This window comes from Hymenobacter sp. FMD4 (assembly GCF_058932745.1).
On the sequence record NZ_JBZYWH010000027.1, the window covers coordinates 24,818 to 44,371 of the forward strand.

Genomic DNA, 19,554 nt, shown 5'->3' on the forward strand with positions numbered 1-19,554 from the left:
CGCGTCGCCGTGGCTCTTCTCCTCTCGGAGACAGAGTCGAGAATGAGGCAACTTATGGTTCGAAGCACGCACACATTCTGGCTTTTGCTGCTGACCAGCTTTTTGCTGGCCGGGCCGCTGTGTGCCCAGCAAGGTGCTGATTCCAATCAGCCCAAGACCACGCGCATTCTATTCGTGCTCGATGCTTCGGGCTCGATGCTGGCGCCGTGGGAAGGTCAGCCGCGCTGGAACGTGGCCAAGAACCTGCTGGCCCGCATGGTGGACTCGCTCAATGCCTACCCCAATTTGGAACTGGCCTTGCGCGCTTACGGCCATCAGTACGACAGCAAGCAGAACAACTGCGAGGATTCGCGGCTGGAAGTGCCTTTCGCCCGCAAAAACGCCGGAGCCATCAAGCAGAAGCTGCAAGCTCTGACGCCGCAGGGTAACACGCCCATTACGTATTCGCTGCTGCAATCGGCCAACGATTTTCCTACCGCCGACCGCAACAGCCGCAACGTGCTCATCCTGATTACCGATGGCTTGGAATCCTGCAAAGGCGACCCGTGCGCTACCTCGGTAGCGCTGCAGCGCAAGCGCATCTTCCTGAAGCCATTCGTAATTGGCATCGGGGCGGAGAAGGAGTTCGGCAAACAGCTTGAATGCCTGGGTCAATACTACAACGCCGCCGACGTCAAGACTTTCCGCACCATTCTCAATGACGTCATCGCCCAGACCCTGGCCAAAACTACGGTGGCCATTAATCTAACCGATGAAAATGGCCGGCCAGTGGAATCGAACGTCAACATGACATTCATCAACAACGTGACCGATGCCACGGAGTACAACTACGTGCATTGGCGCGATGCCAAAGGCCAGCCCGATGTGCTCGATGTGGACCCGTTGCAGAGCTATGATCTGGTCATCAACACCGTGCCGCCGGTACGGCAGCCCAACCTAGCCATCAAGCCCGGCAAAGCTAATGTTCTGACCTTCAAAACGCCGCAAGGCACACTGAGCCTGCAGAATCCGCAGCTTTCGCCCAATCCGTATGGCACCGTGCAGGCCGTGATACGGGCCCAAACCAGCCCTGCCACCGTGGTGGCACGCTCTTTTGGGGCCAAGCAGAAGCTGCTGGCGGGCAATTACGAGGTGGAAATTCTGACGCTGCCGCGCATCATCCGGCGCATTTCGGTAAAGCAGGGTCAGGAAACCATTGTGACGTACGAGGCACCAGGTACCCTAAACATTCTCAGTGACTTGAAAGGCTACGGCAGCATCTACCGCGTGAATCAGGATGACTCCCAAACCTGGGTGTACAACCTGCCGGAGGGCGGCAGTTCCAAGCTCAACCTGCCCATGCAGCCAGGCACGTACCGGCTGGTGTACCGCACCAGCAGTGCTACTGGCAGTAAGTTCACCGACGTGCGCAACTTCACCATCCGCAGTGGCCAAACCACATCGGTTAGCATTTTTGGCAAATGATGACCAGCTACTCCACTCAGCTGACAGGCCAACTGCCTTTCGCCGAAAGCGGGTCAGCTACCGTCCTTACGTCCGTGCTGCACGCCCTGCAAACCCAGGGCCATGCTGTGGTGGAAGAAGGGTACGCTGCGTCGGAAATCGGTGCCATGCTGGCGGTAATTGAGCAGGCCAGTGCAGGCTCGAACAATTTCCGCCGCACCGCCGACTTGTTTGCCATTCGCAATTTGCTTCATGAGTTGCCGGCCCTGCGGCCGCTTATCTGGAATGATCGGTTTGCAACGCTTTTGCAGGAGTTGCTTCCATCGCCGCACTACTTGGTAAAAGCCATCTACTTCGATAAGCCAGCCAGTTCAAACTGGGTAGTGGCATGGCATCAGGATCTGATGGTGGCCATCGTCCGCAAAGCCGATGTCCCGGCCTTCGGACCGTGGAACAGCCGGCCAGAGGGAGTGAACGTACAGCCGGCCCGCGAATACCTCGACAACATTTGTACCCTGCGCATCCACCTCGACGCCTGCGACGCTACCAACGGGGCCCTCAAAGTGGTGCCTGGCTCTCATTTACATGGCGTTATCCCGGCTGATGCGTTGCCAGAGTTTACACCGCACGCCACCGTGTGTTCCGTACCAGCCGGGGGCGTGATGTTGATGAAACCGCTCACACTGCACGCCTCGCACCGCAGCACCGACGCCCGTCCCAGGCGCGTGATTCATCTCGAATTCTCCTCCTTGCGCCTGCCTGCCGACTTGCACTGGCGTGAAGACTTTACTGCTTAATTCCAGCCCTGCACAGGCTGGCTTTTCACCTGAAACCTCTCCTACCCTCATACATGAAAGACTTCCCCTACACCGAGAAAAAAGATACCCGCTCTGGCTTTGGCGCTGGCCTGCACGAACTCGGCCAGACCAACCCCAACGTAGTGGCCCTGTGCGCCGACCTTATTGGCTCCTTGAAGATGGACGCCTTCGTAAAAGACTTTCCGGAGCGCTTTTTCCAGGTGGGCATTGCCGAGGCCAATATGATGAGCCTGGCCGCGGGCCTCACCATCGGCGGCAAGATTCCGTTTACGGGCACCTTCGCCAACTTCTCCACCGGCCGCGTGTACGACCAAATTCGTCAGAGCATTGCCTACTCGGGCAAGAACGTGAAGATCTGCGCTTCGCACGCCGGTGTAACGCTGGGCGAAGACGGCGCTACCCACCAGATTCTGGAAGATGTGGGCATGATGAAGATGCTGCCCCACATGTGCGTCATCAACCCCTGCGACTACAACCAGACCAAGGCCGCTACGCTGGCTATTGCGGAGTACGAAGGCCCCGTGTACCTGCGCTTCGGACGCCCGGTGGTGCCCAATTTCACCCCGGCCGACCAGAAGTTTGAAATCGGCAAGGCCGTGATGCTGAATGAAGGTACCGACGTAAGCATTTTCGCTACCGGCCACCTCGTGTGGAAGGCTATTCTGGCGGGGCATCTGCTGGCCGAGAAAGGCATCAACGCCGAAATCATCAACATCCACACCATTAAGCCGCTCGATGCGGAAGCCGTATTGACCTCGGCACGCAAGACGCGCTGCGTAGTGACGGCTGAAGAGCACCAGATGAACGGTGGCCTTGGCGACAGCATTGCGCAGTTGCTGGTCCGCGAGGAGCCGCTGCCGCTGGAAATGGTAGCCGTAAACGATTCGTTCGGCGAATCGGGCACTCCGGACCAGTTGATGGACAAATACGGCCTGAACGAAACGGCCATTGTGGCCGCCGTGGAGAAAGTAATGAGCCGCCGCAAGTAGTATTGTCGGGTTCTTAAACGGACGGGCCGCGGTAGCTACCGCGGCCCGTCCGTTTTTACTCGGCAGTTACTGGGTCAATTATCGTGGACACCTCGTTCACCGCGTTGGCCGGAAACCCGCCCTGCCGGGCATGTTCCCGGATCATTGATTCGTTTGGAGCGTTGTACACGCAGTAGATTTTATCGCCAGTTACGTAGCTGTGTATCCACTGAATCTCGGGGCCCATGTTGCGCAATACGCCACAGGAAGTCTGCGAAATTCCTTTCAGCTGTTCGCTGGTGAGTGCACCAGCGCCCGGAATTTCCCGCTCGATTATGTACTTGGGCATGGCTGTGGGTGTGTTTAAGGATGACCAAATGTTACCGTGTTGCCTCATGGCTTTACGGCACAGCGTCTCCAACTCCACGCTTGGCGCAGCACCAATCAGCGTAAATAATATACCATTTTACCTATCGATTATAGCTATTCGCCAAGCAAAGCCGGAAGCGTCATGGGCCATATTTTTCAATAAGCAATCTTGCTTTCCATCAGCGCATTATAACCTAGGCCTCAATCTAGGCTGACCGTTGCTGCCGGCTGAGGTTGGCGCATTATTTTTTCGCTTCGGACTTTTGTGCATGGCTTTTCCCTTTCGCAACCTGATTCTGCTAGCCGTATTTCTGCTTATTCCCGGAATCAAAGCCCTCGCCCAGCGCCCCGACTCCACCGTGATTGTGTACACCGGCATCCTGAACGGTACCGTGTCGGCGGGCGGGGTGTACCGCACCCTCGTCAACACAACCCACACGGCCACCATCACCCGCGGCTTGCACTTCGGTCTGCCCGTAACGGCCAACTTCATTTACGGCAAGCAGCAGCGCCGTCTCCGCGAGCGGGAGCTGCTCGCGAATGCGACTCCTTACTATTGGAAAGGGCGGTTTCGGGCTTACGGCATTGGGGGGTACGAGCGCAGCAACCTGCGGGGCATTGCCGACCGCATACAGGTAGGCGCCGGGCCGGGCTGGGCCTTTTACACCGATTCGCTGGCGACCCGCGAAATAGCGCTGAGTAACTTGCTGATCCGGGAAGCAACTTACTTTATCGATGGCAAGGACCGCATCGTCACCCGGAACTCACTGCGGCTGAAGCTGCTTTATACGCACAAGCTATTCACCTTTACGGCCATCACCTTCTACCAGCCTTCCCTGGCCGATTTTTCGGATTACCGCTTGAGCCAGCTCACTACGCTAGCTATGCGCCTCACGCGGCGCATAGCTATCAATACCACCAGTAACTACACTTTCGAAAGCCGGGTATTGGCCGGTCGCAACCCCGTCAACTACAACCTGACGGTAGGCTTATCTTATACCCGTAAGTAAAGAGCTCGTCTAGCTGTTAAGCGCTTTTTGAGCTGCTGAGCAATTCCACGTCGCCTCGCAAATCCATGCGGAAGGAATGGACTTTCAGTTTGTGTTGCTGCTCAATCTGTTCGGCTAAACTGCTAACGCTAGCGAGCTGACAAGCCTTTTCCCCTTTCTTCAGTTCACCGTCGTTTACGAAAGCCTTATAAGCGCCGCAGTTTTCATGCTCCACGATGTACACATCCTCAATTTTATGCAGCGCAATGGCTATGGCGATGTGCTCATCCAGGGTATTTCGCCAAGCTGAAAATTTAAACTGCCGAGCGTCGAATTTGCCTTTATCAGGATTGTGGTCGTGGTTCTGCCAATCTTCTAGCGCATTGGACAAAGTGCCCCCGAGCGAAGCTCCCGCCATGATGAAATGGTCATAGCGGTTGGTAAGGTTTTCGTGGTCCATGAAGCGCGCCAGATCGTCAATCAGTCTCAGATCGATGCAGCTGATCAGCAACACGTTTTTTTTGGGCACATCATAGCCGGAGGTCGGGTAGGAACGATTCATCAGCAAAGAAGTATGGTCGGTGAAGCGTTCAATATATCATCATTTGGATTTTATACCAAGCTTTTTGCACTCCTCGACCCAACGCGGCCCGATTGTTTATCACAATCGGGCCGCGTTGGGTCGAGGTTAATGTGCCTAGAGTAACGGTTATTGCTTGGCGCCGCATTCGGCACAAAAGCGCTGCTCGGCTTTCATGCTGGCGCCACAGTCGCCACAGAATTTTTCCTTGGCTTGGGCAGCGGCATTGGTGGTGCCGCATTCAGGACAAAACTTCTGCGTAGCAGTCAACTTGGTGTTGCAGCTTACGCACTGCAGCACTGCTGCACGGTTCACAAAGTCCAGTTGCTTGGTGTAGTCTTGCGCCCTGGTCTTTTCGTAGATCTGCTCGCGCGCAGTCTGCGCCTGTTGCGCTGCCAGTTCTTCGTGCTCATCGGGAGCACACTCTTCGCAGAGACCCGCATTGTGGTTCCAGCATACATCGGGGCACACCCATTTGCCGCAACGCGTGCATTGCTTAAAGTAGTTTTTACCTTCCAGCACTGCTTTTTCCATTGCCTCGTCGTGGGCTTTGCCACCCACGGCACGCTGCATGTGGTAAGCTGCATTTTCTGCCTGGTGAAAAATTCCGCCAAACAGGCTGCCCGCTGCGCTGATCAGGCTGCCCGCAATGCCAATTGCGCTGGGCTGAAAGCGCGACATATGCCCATTCCGACATTTGTCGCAGTAAAACTTGAACTGAAAACCTTTGTCGGTGGACAGGTCGTCATGGTTGGCGACAAACTGAATCATGGTACTCACGGCGGTCGGTCGGTTTAGGAAATAGATGAAGGTAAAAATAGGGTTTAGCTGTGCTGCTACCGAACCCCAATTCAACGCCATTGTACTTTATGAATGTGAAGTTTGTCCTACACTACACTTTCCCAAGAACAATAACATCATTATGTGAGTGTTGGGAAGTGGAAGCAGGCGACAAAGTCATCACTATATCAAGCTGTTTTCTTTTCTGCTAAGCCGCTTGCCATTACCCGCGCAACTTGTAGCTCACGAGCCCCCTGGCTTCCCCTGTACAGCATCATTCCCAGAAAGAAGCGCATAAACATGCCCGATGTGACACTGCTGCCGCTTGGCCCCGCAAGAAGAATAGCCACGAAATCAAGTGCCAGTAACCCGATGGCTACATAAAAGGCAGCGGGTGCTTGCTTGGCTTTGGCCCACCACCAAAGCCCCAAATACACTGCTCCGGTTGCTGCCGATGGATACCCCAAACCAAGGCTTAGCAATATTTCCCACTGACTAACCTCGGCCAGTATACCCAGTGCGATATTCAGCGAGGCTAGAAAAACCAGCACGCCCAAGCCTTGGCGCAGCAATTCGTACGGATGAGTAGCACTGCCGGGCAGCGGCTCGCCATCGAGCAGCAGTTCGAGGTGCTGTGTCCCTATCTTTTCAATAAGCTTTGCTGATAGAATGCGGCCATCGGCCAAGGGAAAGTACGCACCCGCTTTTAGCTCACTGGCCTTGTTTAGCTGTCCGATAATCTGGCCACCGTGCAGCAACGTGAAATTGCGCCGCAGCCAGCTCCAGCGCACCGACACGGTTTCGGTTTTAGCTGAATCAAGGTAAAAAGTCTTAGCAGGCATTGATGTTGTGAATAGTCCGACAGCGACAGTACTTGGGACGATGCAATATCGGGCCAGCCCCCACTGCAGTGCAATACCTGCTAAAAAACAAACCTCGCTTAAACCAGCGGCCCCGTCTCTTATCTAACGCATACGCCAACCGCCTCCACCTTATCTCCCCGTTACTTGGAAGACCAGGAAATCCTAGTCAAATTCCGTGACCCGGCCTCTCGTAACCTGGCCTTCAACCAGCTGGTGCGCAAGTACCAACAGAAGGTGTATTGGCACGTGCGCAAGATGGTCATCGACCACGACGATGCCGACGACCTGGTGCAGGACGTGTTTGTGAAGGTGTGGAAGAACCTAGAAACCTTTCGCGCCGATGCGTCGCTCTACACGTGGATCTACCGCATCGCAACCAATGAGTGCCTGAACTTTCTGCAGAGCAAGCGCCGCAAATTCTTTCTGCCGCTCAATGACGTAGGGGCCGAGCTGGCGGCCAAGCTGGAAGCCGACGACAGCCTCGCCGGCGACGAGGTAGAGAAAAAGCTACAGAAAGCCATTCTGCGTCTGCCCGATAAGCAGCGCCTGGTGTTCAACCTGCGCTATTACGAAGAAATGCCTTACGAGCAGATGGCCGAAGTGACGAGCACCAGCGTAGGGGCGCTGAAAGCATCCTATCACCACGCTGTCAAGAAGATAGAACAATACGTAAACGAAGCCACTGATTAAACTTTCGGGTCCCTGCGGCCTCTAACTGATATGAAAACGCCCTTTCGTCTGGACGACCATCCGCGGCGGCCTCACCCGCTGACTCCGCCGCCGGACGCTTACTTCGACAAGCTGCCGCTACGCATCATGCAGCGCGTTCAACCGGCCGATTCCCAGACCGCGCCACTGTTTGGCTGGCTGGCGGCGCTGAGTGCCCCAGTACGCACGGCACTGGCTTCGGTGCTGCTGTTGGTGGCATTTTTGGGCACGTACTTCCTGACTAACAGCCCCGTGACCAGCACGCCCGTTGCCGATAGCACCGTAGCCCGCGTGGCCTTGCCGGGGACCGAACGTAAACTGGCGGTAGTACCCGAGGCCGAAGTGGTGCAGTACTTGCTTGCCCAGGACGACCGCCTCACCTTACAGGATCTGGCCGATTCCCCCCTCGCCGACCGTGACTTAGTGGCCGCCTTCCTGCCCGGCTCATCGGCTGAGCTGGAAGCCGCGCTCGATGAGCAGCCTTCCGTCGACATTTACCTCTAAGCTTTGCAGCCTCTCTCCCGTTATATGAATCCTCTCCCATTGCGCAATTTGTTTTCCCTGCTGGTGTTGCTGATGCTCGGCACCGCAGCCCCCGTATGCGCGCAGCGTCCCGATCAGCCGGGCGGTGGCCCGCGCATGGAGCGCTTGGAAAGCGCCCGCGTGGCCTACATCACCGATAAGCTGGCCCTCACGCCGGAACAGTCGCAGCGCTTTTGGCCGCTTTACAAAGAATTCACCGAAAAGCGCCGCGGATTGCGAAAAGAAGGCGGTGGCCTGCGTGGCAAAGACCTATCCACCATGAGCGACAAGGATATCCGGGCGGCGCTGGACCACCAGTTCACGGTACGCCAGAACGAGCTCAACTTGGAAAAGGACTACGTCAATAAGTTTCAGAAGGTAATCACCCTACGCCAAGTGGCGCAGCTGCACCAGGCCGAGCGCGAATTTACCCGCGCCCTCATCAAGCGCCTCGATGACCGCAAGACCGATGACAACCCAGTCAGCAGTCAGTAACCGAGCCCGTCCCTATCTCTCAATGCCAGCGGCTGCCTTTATGAGGCAGCCGTTTGTTTTATAGAGCTGTTGTTTTTGCCCCGAGCGGCCGTCTCCGCTAGCCGACCAGAGCCAGTTGCGGCCGCAAGCGGTAATTTTGCCTTCGATCTGATTTCACGCCTTATGCTTACCCCTCGCCAGCTTTTTTTGCGCCACCAGGCCCAAACTTCTGATTTTCCGTTGCTACTCGAAATCGAGCGAGCCGAAGGCGTGTGGATGTACGACCAGGAGGGTCGCCGTTACCTGGATCTGATTTCGGGCATTGGCGTAAGCAACGTGGGGCACCGACACCCCCGGGTGCTAGCCGCCATTCAGAACCAGCTTGATAAGTACCTGCACTTGATGGTATACGGCGAGTTGGTGCAGGCCCCACCGGCCGAGTTGGCCCACGCCCTGCACCAGACCCTCCCCGATGCGCTTGATTGCGTGTACTTCGTCAATTCCGGGACCGAGGCCGTGGAAGGGGCCCTCAAATTGGCCAAGCGCCACACCGGCCGCACCGAGTTCATCAGCTGTTATAATGCTTACCACGGCTCTACACAGGGCGCCCTATCGGTAACGGGTTCTGAGAGCTTCAAACGCAACTACCGCCCGCTGTTGCCCGATGTGCGCCACATCCACTTCAATCAACTTCCGGATCTAACTCAAATCACGGAACGCACCGCCGCTGTGCTGGTCGAAACGGTGCAAGGCGAAGCTGGCGTGCGCGTGCCCGAGCAAGACTACCTGCGCCACTTGCGTCACCGCTGCGACGAAGTAGGTGCGCTATTGATCTTGGATGAAATTCAGTGTGGCTTCGGGCGCACGGGTACGTTCTGGGCCTTTGAGCAATATGGCATTGAGCCAGATATCCTGCTTTGTGCCAAAGGCATGGGCGGCGGCATGCCCATTGGCGCTTTTATCTCACGACAGGAGATAATGCACAGCTTCAAGACTAATCCCATCCTGGGTCACCTCACCACTTTTGGGGGGCATCCCGTCAGCTGTGCGGCTTCGTTGGCCACGCTGCGCGTGATTCAGGAAGAGCAGCTGCTGGCTGGCGTAGCCGAGAAAGCCGCACGCTTCCGGCGGCAGCTCGTACACCCAGCCATCCGCGGTGTGCGCGGCGTGGGGCTGCTCATGGCCGTGGAGTTTGAATCGTTTGACGTGCTCAAGCCTATTATCGACCGCGCCTTACTGCATGAAGGCGTGCTGACGGATTGGTTTCTTTTCTGCGACAACTCGTTGCGGCTAGCCCCGCCGCTGACCATCAGCGACGACGAAATCGACGTGGCCTGCGCTGCGCTGCTGCGGGCAATAGACCACGTTACGGGGCAATAAAAACGCAGCCGCGCGGGCCATAGGAAGATTTAATTCCCATAGCCCGTGCGGCAATGCAATAAATGATAATAAGTATTAGCCTTTACAGGCCGCTACCGTGGGCTGGCTGAGCTTTGTTGTTGAAATTCAAGAAGGCTTGCGCTTCTTCTTTGATTTGTTCACGGGGCAAGCCGTCGCGCACACCCATCGAAATCTTACGTACCAGCACCCCTACGATGGCCTTACGAAAGCCCAGCTTCTCGGCCATGTCGATGCAGAAGTCCATTTCGTTGTCGTCCACTATGCCATCGGCTAGCATCATGTCCACGAGGTCGAAGATCTGATCAAACCGCTCAGAGTCGTTGTCGGGAAGCACGATTTTCAAACTTTGCGAGTTGGCCACCACGCTGCGCACGTCGCTGGCTCCCAAGCCGTTTTTTTTGCCGACTGCCACCAGAAAGTTCATTTCCCGTTCGTCGATGTGCCCATCCACGCGGGCCAGGGAAGCAAGGTTTTGGATGTGGCTGCGGACTTTTTTGTTTTGTTCGCTTTCGAAGAAACCAAACATATGTCAGGCAGAAAAAACGGTGAAGGGTGAAGGCCTATAGGTGCGCCGAAAAGGCAACTGCTAGCCTGCGGCCAATGCCAGGGTGCAGTGGGAACGTTGTTAAGTTATTGCTTCGCTCCTACGTCCCAATACGATAAATCAAAAAAAACTGCCACGTTGTCCTGCATATTTGTGGGCTCAAGTCTGCAACCTCTGCGCATGGTTGACGGTTCTGCTAACTTGCCACACCTTGGCGGGCCGCGATGCGGCCCGTTTTTCTGACCCCTACGAGTATGAAACGAATCGGAGTGTTTACCAGCGGCGGCGATGCACCCGGGATGAATGCGTGCGTGCGTGCAGTGGTGCGCACGGCCCTTTACCACGGCATCGAAGTGTACGGCATCATGCGCGGCTACTCTGGCATGATCAAAGGCGAAATCGTGAAGCTGGATACCACCTCGGTGGCCAACATAGTACAGCGCGGTGGCACCATCCTAAAATCGGCGCGTAGCCAGAAATTCCTAACTAAAGAAGGCCGCCAGCAGGCTTTTGACCAGTTGGTGAATCACAAAATCGAGGGCCTGGTAGCCATCGGCGGCAACGGTACTTTCACCGGCGCCATGAAGTTTGAGGAGGAATTTGGCATTCCAACGGTGGGTGCTCCCGGCACCATCGACAACGACCTTTACGGCACGGATTTCACCATCGGCTACGACACCGCGGTGAATACGGCTTTGGAAGCCATCGATAAAATTCGTGATACGGCCGACTCGCACGACCGCGCTTTCTTTGTGGAAGTGATGGGCCGTGACTCGGGCTACATCGCCATTCCGTGCGCCATCGGCGGTGGGGCCGAAATTGTGCTCGTACCGGAGCAAGTCCAATCCCTTGACACGATCATCGAGACATTGCAGGTAGCGCGGAAGCGGCAGAAGTCCTCGTTCCTGGTCATTGTGGCCGAAGGCGATGAGGAAGGCAACGCTACCTCCATTGCAACCAAAGTAAAAGAGGCCATTCCCGAAATGGATGCCCGCGTAACGGTTATCGGTCACATTCAGCGTGGCGGCGCCCCATCGGCTGCCGACCGTCTTCTGGCCTCGCAGATCGGCATTGCGGCGGTGGAAGGCCTCGTGAACGGCATGCGTAATGTAATGGCAGGTATCGTAGACCGGAAGCTGGTGTATACCCCCTTCCACGATACCATTTATAAGAAGAAGCTCATCAATCAGAGCTTCATGCGCATGGTAGAGATTCTCTCGGTTTAATGCACAAATGCGACAGGGGGCTGACGAGTTGGGGAGTTCTTTCCATCTGCATCAGCCCTCTGTTACATCGGTGCATTGGAGACCAGCCATTCATCCGCTTCATCCGGATGCAGCCAGTGGTAGGCCGGGTCACGACGCAGCCAGGTAAGCTGCCGTTTGGCGTAGCGGCGGGTGTTGCGCTTAAGTAGGCGCACGGCTTCCTCCCAATTATAGTCGCCATCCAGAAAACCGAAAATCTCCTGGTAGCCGACGGTTTGCAGGGCCTGCACGTGACGGTACGGCAGCAAGCTTTTTGCTTCGGCCACTAGGCCCTCGGCCAGCATCTGATCCACGCGCTGATCGATGCGTTGGTACAGTTCCTCCCGCTCTCGGGTCAGAGCTATTTTGAGCACCTGAAACGGTCGCTCTGCTTTGGGCCCAGTGCCGTGGAAAGAGCTAAACGGCTGACCGGTACTCATACACACTTCCAGTGCCCGCAGTACACGCACGTGGTTTCGGCGGTCGATGCGGGCATAGCTGACGGGGTCTAGCTGGGCCAGCTGCTCTAGCAGCACCGGCAACCCTTCGGCCTCCAGCTGCGCCTGCAGGCGGGCGCGCAGTGCGGCATCGGCTGGCGGCAGTTCGTCCAGCCCATCGGTAACGGCTTGCAGGTACAGCCCGGAGCCGCCGGTCAGAATCACAACTCGGTGCCGCTGAAACAATTCCTCCAACAAGGCCAGGCAATCGGCCTCGTAGCGCCCGGCGCTGTACTCTTCGCTGATGCTGTGCGAGTCGACGAAATGATGCGGCACGCCCTGCATTTCGGTCGGCGTCGGCTTGGCCGTCCCGATGCTCATTTCGCGAAAGAATTGCCGGGCATCGGCCGATACTACCTCCGTGCCCAGGCGCTGAGCCAAGCGCACGCACAGGGCCGTTTTGCCAACAGCTGTGGGGCCAGTGATGGTTATTAGGAGTGGCTTTTCAGATGGAATGCTCATGCCGATATGGAAGCCGAAAGGGTGGCCATCGGCCATAAGGATGCATACAGGCGCAGTAGCTCCTGCTCCTCGCGCTGCCAGTTCAGGGCGAGGCGGGCATGCTGGCAATTGGCTGCCAGCTGCTGATACCGTTCCGAGCCGGGGGCAAGCAGGCAGTTCAGAGCAGCTGCCAAGGCGTCGGGCGTAAGCTCCGGCACTACCTCCGCCACCTTGTATTGCTCATTTAGGGCTAGGTACTCGGGAAAGGGCGAAATGAGCTGGGGCACACCCGCATGCAGGTAATCGAAAAACTTGTTGGCCAGAGAGTAATAGTAGCTCAAGCCGAGGTTTTCTAGTACGCTGATGCCGATGAGCGCGCCCTGCGTCACCTGCCGCAACTCGGCGGGCAGCACGTATCCGCGAAAGTCCACCTTGCCGCTTTGCAGCAGGCCCAGCTCGGCTGCGCGGCGACGCAGGCTCTCTGATAAGTCGCCCTCGCCGCATAACACCAAGCGCCCGGCTACTTGTGGCATGGCCTCCAGCAAGGCTTCCAGGCCCCGGCCGGCGTTCAGGGCGCCTTGGTACAGGATGTAGCCCGAGTGTTGGGCGGGCCTTGGGGCCTCATCTTGAAGCCGGCTGATGTTGCGCACCACGCCAAAAGGGCGGGCGTAACGCTCCGAAAACCAGCGCGCCAGCGCCGGGCCCACTGTGTATGCCAGGGTAGCCCGCGGTACCACAAATTGCTCTACCCAACGCCACACCCGCTGCACGGCCGGCCGCTGCACTACTTCGGGCACTTCCGTAAAAAGCTCGTGCGCATCGTACACGAAGGGTTGCCCCGCGAGGCGGGCCCGCAGCCAGATGGGCAAGGCGGCATCGAGGTCGGCGGCGGCGTAGGCGTGCCAGCCGCGCTGCCTCAGCAGGTACAGCAGCAGGCGGATATTGTACTCCACGTAGAACATCTTGCCCTTGGTGAACCAACAGCGCAGCCGAACCTGTTCAAACGGCTGTGCGTTCAACGGCTGGGAACTGGGCCATTCGCGGCCTACGAGCCGTACTTGATAGCCGTGCTGCGCCAACGACGCACAAATGCGTTGCATACGCTGGTCGTAATTCAGATCGGTGGTAACGGCGAAAAGCAGGCGGCGCACGGGAAGGCGACAAATGAACCTTATCCGCCGACGAGGTTTCGGCGTAAGGGTTAGGATATATTTGGCAAATTTAAGAGGTTAACCCGCTTGTCACCGGCGGCGGCTCCACTCGGGACTGTTCCGGCCATTGCTACTGCGCATGTCACTCTCTACCGATCAGACTTTAGTGGGCACCGACGCTGCCGTCTTCCGTGCCTTATTTGATGGCGCTTTCGATGCTATCCTGCTTTATGATGAGCAAGGACGGCTCTTGGATTGCAATCGGCGGGCGGTAGATATGCTGGGCACCACCCGCGCTATCCTGCTTGATGCTGGCCTGATGGCCTTTGTCCGGCCGGAGGAGACGGCCGAGGAATACTGGGCTTCTGATGCCGACTTGCTGGAAGCGGTGCTTCAAACGGCTCGTACTGGTAAGCAGTACTCGCGCGCCTGGTATGGCCTGCATACCGACCAGACCTCGCTCGACGCCTGGGTGACCCTACACCGCCTGGAATTACCCGACGGCCGGCTGCTGGTACAGCTCACCGCCCGCGACGTAACCCAGGACCGCCGCCGCTACGAAACTCAAAAGCAGGAACTGGCCCTGGAGCGCTCCAACCAACAAATGCGCGACGTGTTGAGCCGCGCCAGCCTTTGTTATCTGGCGCTGGACCAGGAGGCTCACATTACTGATTTCAACGACCACTTTTTGCAGCTGACCGGCTATTCCGGGGAGGAAATTCTGGGCCGTGAGTACTTCGAGGTCTTTGCGCCGCTTATTGAGCGGGAGCCCCGGCGGCACGCCTTCCGGCTGTCGCTAGCCCAGCAGCAGCTGCACGATTTTGTGGAGCGCTCCTTGCAAACCAAACAAGGCCAGTTGCTCACTCTCTTCTGGCACTCAGAGTTTGCTCAGGATGTCACCGGCGACATCAAGGGCATCTACTTTATCGGTTACGATACCACTGACCGGCAGGTAACAGCGCAGGCCCTAACCGACAACCGCACCCGTCTTCAGGACTTTCTCGACAACGCCCACGACCTGATTCAGACGCTATCGGTCGACAACCACTTTTTATTCGTCAACAAAGCGTGGACGGAAAAGCTGGGCTATTCCGATGAAGAGCTGCCCAACCTGACGCTTGGCGACGTGGTGCACCCCTATTACAAGGCCAAGCTGCTCTACCAGCTGCGCAACCTGTACAAGGGCGAAAAGGTGAACAAGCTCGAAACGGTGTTCCTGACCAAAACGGGCAAACCCGTGCACCTCATCGGCTCCATCACCTGCCATTGGGACTTAGGCGAGCCGGTAAGCACCCGCGCCATTCTGCACGATATCACCGACCGCATCAAGGCCGAGCGCCTGCAGAAGGTGTATTACAGCATCGCCAATCTGGCCATCAGTTCCAAGGACCTGCACTCGTTGTACGGGGCCATTCACCGGGAGCTGAGCAAGATTATCGAAACCAACAACTTCTACATTGCCCTCTGCGACGAGGCGCGCACGCTGCTGCAGTTTGCCTACTTCGTCGATCAGAACTCTCAGGGTGAGAAGGCCATGGTAACGCGGCCCTTCTCGTCGGGCGTTTCGGAGTACATCATTCGCACGGGCAAGCCGCAGATTCTGCTGCGTCATGATTTGCAGGCGCTCATCGCCGATGGCACCATCACGGCCTACGGACTAATGCCGGAGGTAATGCTTTGCTCCCCGCTGAGCATCGGCGACCGGATTATCGGCGTCATTGCGGTGCAGGACTACTCCAACACTGACGCGTACGCTCCCAGTGACTTAGAAATCCTGCACTTCATCTCGAACCAAGTAGCCTTGGCCATCGAGCGGAAGCGCAATGAGGTGCAGATCAACAAGCAGAACGCGCGGCTGAATGCCATTTTTGAAAGTGGCACGCACTTGATGTGGTCGGTGGATTTGAAGTCGCGCCTGACGTCGTTCAACCGCAACTATGCAGCCTACTTCCTCCGCCGCAACGGGGTGCACCCGGCTCTGAACATCAACCTCTGGCACGCCGATTTGGCTATGATGGAGGAAGATGCCCGGCAGCTGTTCATCGAGCATTACACGCGGGCCTTTGAGGGTGTGCCGCAGCGTTTTGAGGTGCGCCTGCGTGACGTGCGCGGCCACGATACTTGGCGCGAAATCTACCTCAACCCCATCTACCTTGACGACGGTACGTTCGAGGAAATTTCGGGCATCGCCCACGACATCACGGAGAAGAAACGCTCGCAGCTGGAGCTAGCGGCGCAGGAAGAGAAATTCCGCGCCATCTTCGAGTCGTTCCAGGACGTGTATTACCGCACCGATGGCCAAGGCATCCTGACGCTGGTAAGCCCCTCTTTGCAGGATATGTTGGGCTACGAGCCAGAGGAAGTAATCGGCACGCCCATTGTGGATTACTACGTAAATCCCGTAGACCGCAATGCCTTGCTACAGGCTATTCGGCAAGAAAGCGAAGTACGCAACTACGAAATAGCCATGCGTCATAAGGATGGCCGCTCCGTGAGCGTGCTTATCAACGCCCGCCTAGTACAGGACGGTCCTGCGGGCACCGAGGGCATCGGACGCGACATCACGGAGCTTAAGAAGCTCAACGACAACCTGCGCCGCGCCAAAGACGAAGCCGAGCAGGCCCTGCACGCCAAAGCCCAGTTCCTGGCCAACATGAGCCACGAACTGCGCACGCCCATGAACGGCATCATTGGCATGATCGATCTGCTGCACCAGACGGTGGCTTCGGAGGAGCAGGAGGAGTACATCGATACGCTGCGCAAATCCTCGGATGCACTGCTGGCCATTCTGAACGACATCCTTGATCTGTCGAAGATTCAGGCGGGCAAGATGGAGCTCAACGAGGAGGGCATGGATCTGCACTATACCCTGGAAAAGATCCACTCGCTCTTTGCCAACCGGGCACTGCAGAAGCACCTGGACTTTACTTACGAGATTACCCCGCACACGCCGCGCTTCATCGTTACCGATGAAATGCGCATGCTGCAGGTGCTCAGTAACCTCACCTCCAATGCCATCAAGTTCACGCAGCAGGGCAGCGTGAAGCTGCGCGCTACTTCCACTTTCACCGATGGCGTGGAGCATACGCTGCGCTTCGAGGTACAGGATTCCGGCATCGGCATCTCGCCCGAAAATGCCAAGCTGCTCTTCACCAACTTCACCCAACTGGATACCACGCCTACCAAATCCTTTGGCGGCACGGGTTTGGGCTTAGCCATCAGCAAGCAATTGGCGGAACTGATGGGCGGCAGCATCGGGGTAGATTCGGTGGCGGGTGAAGGGGCCACGTTCTGGTTTACCATCCGCTGCCGCGTGGCCACCAACGAGGAGGAAATCCTGCAGGAGCGGCAGGCCTCGCGCGACCGGAGCAGCGCCGAAGTAATGCGCTTTGAACAGGCTCCGCGTGTGCTGCTCGTCGACGACAACCCCATCAACCAGAAAGTAGCCGTGCGCCTGCTCGATAAGCTAGGCTGCCGCACCGATGTAGCCGGCGACGGATTCGAAGCCATTGGACTAGCTACCAGTGGCCTGCGTTACGACATCATCTTTATGGACATCCAAATGCCCGAGATGGATGGCGTCACGGCTATGCGCGAAATCCGGCGCCGGCTGGGTCCCAGCTGCCCGCCCGTGGTAGCCATGACGGCGTATTCCATGAAGGAAGATGCCGAGCGTTTTGTGCAGCAAGGCATGGACGACTATGTGCCCAAGCCGGTAAAAAGCCAAGACCTCTTCGAAGTATTGAGCCGCTGGCGCCCCCAGGGCATTCCGATTCCGGCCGCTCCAAAACCGGAAGAGCAGCCTACTGCCGGTGCATCGGCCACCGAAACCTCTCCAGCCCTATTGCCTGTAGAGGACAACGACCATCGGCCCATCATCGATCAGGAAACCTTGGAGCAACTGCGCCAGCTCGGTGGCGCCGACTTCGCCTCGGGCCTGTACGCCGATTTTGAGCACGAGGCCGGGCCGCTGCTGGACGAGGCTAAAGCACTGGTGGACGCCGGTCAGTACGCGGAAATTTTGCCGCATCTGCACCAGCTCAAAGGCACGGGCTTCACCTTAGGCCTGACGCGGCTGGCCGAACAAGCCAAACACTTGGAACATGACCTCAAGCAGGGCCGTACGGATAGTACCGTGCAGGATTTTCAGGTGCTTTTGCATTACTTCGCACAATTCCTAGCGGAGTATCCAGCCCAAACCAGCACCTCCTAATAAGCTTTTCACGCGTACCGCTCCTACCTCCAATCCTCCAAAAAACCTAGCTGTCAGTCATGTCCGACTCAAAAACCATTCTGATTGCGGAGGACAGCTCCGTGATTCTGAATTTGACCAAGAAGATCCTGGAGTTGCAGAAATACCGCATTGTATCGGCCAAAAACGGCGGTGAGGTGATGAAACAGCTCGAAGCGCAACCTATCGACTGCATTTTGCTCGACATCAACATTCCGGTGAAAGACGGCATGACGGTGGCCCGCGAGGTTCGCCAACACCAAGAGGATAAAATTCGCCTGGTACCCATCATCGCCATTACCGGCAATGCCAACAACTATTCGATGGACGATTTCCGCGAAGCCGGCATAACCGATTACCTGCCCAAACCGCTGGACTTCGACGCGCTGGTGCGCACCGTAAAGCAGCATATCGGCTAAGGTGTAGAAGTGAGAGCTGAGAAGTGAGAACTGAGACTTTGTTTAGCGACCTGCTGGCCCCTCTTTTCTCACTTCTAACTTCTCAACTCTAACTTCTAGATAAATGCAAGTCACTTTCCTCGGCTCGGGTACTTCGCAGGGCGTTCCAGTTATTGGCTGCCATTGCGAAGTGTGCCGTTCGGTGGATTTTCGCGACAAGCGCCTGCGCGTGTCGGTGCACCTGCAGGTGCAGGGCCGCAGCATTATCATCGACTCAGGGCCGGACTTTCGGCAGCAAGTGTTGCGCGCCAATATTGACCGCCTCGATGCCTTGGTGTTCACCCATGAGCACAAGGACCACACGGCCGGCATGGACGACATCCGGGCCTACAATTTCAAGCAGCGCCAAGACATGCCGGTGTATGCCGAGCAGCGGGTGCTTGATCAGCTCAAACGCGAATACGCGTACATTTTTGCGGAGCAAAAATACCCTGGCATACCCCAGGTTCAGACCGTTCCCATTCTCAGTGACACTGATGCTTTTGAGGTTGAAGGAATAGAATTTCAGCCCATCCGCGCGCTGCACTACAAGCTACCGGTGCTCGGCTTCCGCGTAGGCCGCTTCTCCTACGTCACCGATGCCAACTACCTCTCGGCTATATCGCGTGACCAGTTGCGCGGCTCTGACGTACTGGTGTTGAATGCTTTGCGCCACGAGCCGCACATCTCACATTTCAATTTAGCTGAGGCCCTGGAAGTCATTGAGGACGTGCAGCCTAAGCAAGCATATTTGACGCACATCAGTCACCTGCTGGGGAAGCACCGCGAGGTAGAAGCCACGCTGCCGCCGCACGTGCGGCTAGCATATGACGGGCTACGCGTGGAGGTGTAAAGAGCCGATCAGTGCAGGCTTGATGCAGGCTGCCTTAAGCAGCTGACAAGCGCTTGGGCTTATACGGCACATATAGCTAGGGTGATCTACGCTGCATCATGCCTCTGACCCATTCCTGTTTTTGAGTACCCTGCAGCAAAAGGCAGAAGATGATATGACAGGTCAACCTTCAAGGCAAGCCCGTGGATGAATTCACCGGTCGCCGTTTCACTTTTTTCTTTGACCCGGATCAACTCCCGCT

At 57.0% G+C, this 19,554-nt stretch carries 19 protein-coding genes; 12 read left to right on the forward strand and 7 right to left on the reverse strand.

Annotated elements, in window-relative coordinates; all coding sequences use genetic code 11:
• The first annotated feature begins 54 nt into the window (after window positions 1–54).
• The 3 genes from AC5FXY_RS19095 to AC5FXY_RS19105 are packed head-to-tail and all read left to right on the forward strand — an operon-like array spanning window position 55 to window position 3,250.
• Window positions 55–1,464 (forward strand): vWA domain-containing protein, encoded by a 1,410-nt coding sequence (locus AC5FXY_RS19095; RefSeq protein WP_493558314.1) that lies wholly within the window; start codon window positions 55–57, stop codon window positions 1,462–1,464.
• On the forward strand, window positions 1,461–2,240 hold the full coding sequence (locus AC5FXY_RS19100) for a phytanoyl-CoA dioxygenase family protein (protein WP_493558315.1): 780 nt from the start codon (window positions 1,461–1,463) through the stop codon (window positions 2,238–2,240). The genes AC5FXY_RS19095 and AC5FXY_RS19100 overlap by 4 nt, the downstream gene beginning before the upstream one ends.
• Before the next feature lie 53 nt (window positions 2,241–2,293).
• On the forward strand, window positions 2,294–3,250 hold the full coding sequence (locus tag AC5FXY_RS19105; protein ID WP_493558316.1) for a transketolase family protein: 957 nt from the start codon (window positions 2,294–2,296) through the stop codon (window positions 3,248–3,250).
• A 55-nt stretch (window positions 3,251–3,305) separates the two neighbouring features.
• Here AC5FXY_RS19105 and AC5FXY_RS19110 read toward each other — a convergent pair whose 3' ends face one another.
• Window positions 3,306–3,578: a DUF4242 domain-containing protein gene (locus AC5FXY_RS19110; RefSeq protein WP_493558317.1), complete on the reverse strand. Its 273-nt coding sequence runs from the start codon at window positions 3,576–3,578 to the stop codon at window positions 3,306–3,308.
• A 289-nt stretch (window positions 3,579–3,867) separates the two neighbouring features.
• Here AC5FXY_RS19110 and AC5FXY_RS19115 point away from each other — a divergent pair, with 289 nt between their 5' ends.
• Window positions 3,868–4,608 (forward strand): DUF481 domain-containing protein, encoded by a 741-nt coding sequence (locus AC5FXY_RS19115; protein ID WP_493558318.1) that lies wholly within the window; start codon window positions 3,868–3,870, stop codon window positions 4,606–4,608.
• Window positions 4,609–4,624: 16 nt separating this feature from the next.
• Here AC5FXY_RS19115 and AC5FXY_RS19120 read toward each other — a convergent pair whose 3' ends face one another.
• The 3 genes from AC5FXY_RS19120 to AC5FXY_RS19130 all read right to left on the reverse strand — a co-directional run bounded on the left by AC5FXY_RS19120 (window position 4,625) and on the right by AC5FXY_RS19130 (window position 6,705).
• Window positions 4,625–5,149, reverse strand: a complete 525-nt coding sequence (locus tag AC5FXY_RS19120) for a hypothetical protein (protein WP_493558319.1) — start codon at window positions 5,147–5,149, stop codon at window positions 4,625–4,627.
• Between the two features lie 147 nt (window positions 5,150–5,296).
• Window positions 5,297–5,938 carry a double zinc ribbon domain-containing protein gene (locus AC5FXY_RS19125; RefSeq protein ID WP_493558320.1) on the reverse strand — a complete coding sequence of 214 codons (642 nt, stop codon included), beginning with the start codon at window positions 5,936–5,938 and terminating at the stop codon, window positions 5,297–5,299.
• A gap of 197 nt (window positions 5,939–6,135) precedes the next feature.
• The gene (locus AC5FXY_RS19130; protein WP_493558321.1) at window positions 6,136–6,705 is read right to left on the reverse strand and encodes a hypothetical protein; all 570 of its coding nucleotides are present in this window, start codon (window positions 6,703–6,705) and stop codon (window positions 6,136–6,138) included.
• A 249-nt stretch (window positions 6,706–6,954) separates the two neighbouring features.
• Between AC5FXY_RS19130 and AC5FXY_RS19135 the strand changes: the two genes are divergently transcribed.
• The 4 genes from AC5FXY_RS19135 (at window position 6,955) to AC5FXY_RS19150 (ending at window position 9,894) form a co-directional block, all read left to right on the forward strand.
• Window positions 6,955–7,500 carry an RNA polymerase sigma factor gene (locus tag AC5FXY_RS19135; protein WP_493558322.1) on the forward strand — a complete coding sequence of 182 codons (546 nt, stop codon included), beginning with the start codon at window positions 6,955–6,957 and terminating at the stop codon, window positions 7,498–7,500.
• Between the two features lie 30 nt (window positions 7,501–7,530).
• Complete coding sequence (locus AC5FXY_RS19140) at window positions 7,531–8,022, forward strand: hypothetical protein (RefSeq protein ID WP_493558323.1); 492 nt, start codon at window positions 7,531–7,533, stop codon at window positions 8,020–8,022.
• Window positions 8,023–8,046: 24 nt separating this feature from the next.
• Entirely contained in the window at window positions 8,047–8,535 is a 489-nt protein-coding gene (locus AC5FXY_RS19145; RefSeq protein WP_493558324.1) for a hypothetical protein, read from the forward strand.
• Between the two features lie 162 nt (window positions 8,536–8,697).
• The gene (locus AC5FXY_RS19150; protein WP_493558325.1) at window positions 8,698–9,894 is read left to right on the forward strand and encodes an aspartate aminotransferase family protein; all 1,197 of its coding nucleotides are present in this window, start codon (window positions 8,698–8,700) and stop codon (window positions 9,892–9,894) included.
• An 82-nt stretch (window positions 9,895–9,976) separates the two neighbouring features.
• Here the strand turns inward: AC5FXY_RS19150 and AC5FXY_RS19155 are convergent, their stop codons facing one another.
• Window positions 9,977–10,441: a tellurite resistance TerB family protein gene (locus AC5FXY_RS19155; RefSeq protein ID WP_493558326.1), complete on the reverse strand. Its 465-nt coding sequence runs from the start codon at window positions 10,439–10,441 to the stop codon at window positions 9,977–9,979.
• Window positions 10,442–10,713: 272 nt separating this feature from the next.
• On the opposite strand from AC5FXY_RS19155, the gene pfkA reads away from it, so the two are divergent.
• The gene (pfkA, locus tag AC5FXY_RS19160) at window positions 10,714–11,685 is read left to right on the forward strand and encodes a 6-phosphofructokinase (protein ID WP_493558327.1); all 972 of its coding nucleotides are present in this window, start codon (window positions 10,714–10,716) and stop codon (window positions 11,683–11,685) included.
• A 62-nt stretch (window positions 11,686–11,747) separates the two neighbouring features.
• Here the strand turns inward: pfkA and miaA are convergent, their stop codons facing one another.
• Window positions 11,748–12,662: a tRNA (adenosine(37)-N6)-dimethylallyltransferase MiaA gene (gene miaA / locus AC5FXY_RS19165; protein WP_493558328.1), complete on the reverse strand. Its 915-nt coding sequence runs from the start codon at window positions 12,660–12,662 to the stop codon at window positions 11,748–11,750.
• The gene (locus AC5FXY_RS19170) at window positions 12,659–13,792 is read right to left on the reverse strand and encodes a glycosyltransferase (protein ID WP_493558329.1); all 1,134 of its coding nucleotides are present in this window, start codon (window positions 13,790–13,792) and stop codon (window positions 12,659–12,661) included. The genes miaA and AC5FXY_RS19170 overlap by 4 nt, the downstream gene beginning before the upstream one ends.
• 139 nt (window positions 13,793–13,931) lie before the next feature.
• Between AC5FXY_RS19170 and AC5FXY_RS19175 the strand changes: the two genes are divergently transcribed.
• The 3 genes from AC5FXY_RS19175 (at window position 13,932) to AC5FXY_RS19185 (ending at window position 19,313) form a co-directional block, all read left to right on the forward strand.
• Window positions 13,932–18,005, forward strand: coding sequence for a PAS domain S-box protein (locus AC5FXY_RS19175; protein WP_493558330.1), 4,074 nt, complete (start codon window positions 13,932–13,934; stop codon window positions 18,003–18,005).
• A 59-nt stretch (window positions 18,006–18,064) separates the two neighbouring features.
• The gene (locus AC5FXY_RS19180) at window positions 18,065–18,442 is read left to right on the forward strand and encodes a response regulator (protein WP_493558331.1); all 378 of its coding nucleotides are present in this window, start codon (window positions 18,065–18,067) and stop codon (window positions 18,440–18,442) included.
• Between the two features lie 103 nt (window positions 18,443–18,545).
• On the forward strand, window positions 18,546–19,313 hold the full coding sequence (locus AC5FXY_RS19185) for an MBL fold metallo-hydrolase (protein ID WP_493558332.1): 768 nt from the start codon (window positions 18,546–18,548) through the stop codon (window positions 19,311–19,313).
• Window positions 19,314–19,554 lie beyond the last annotated feature (241 nt).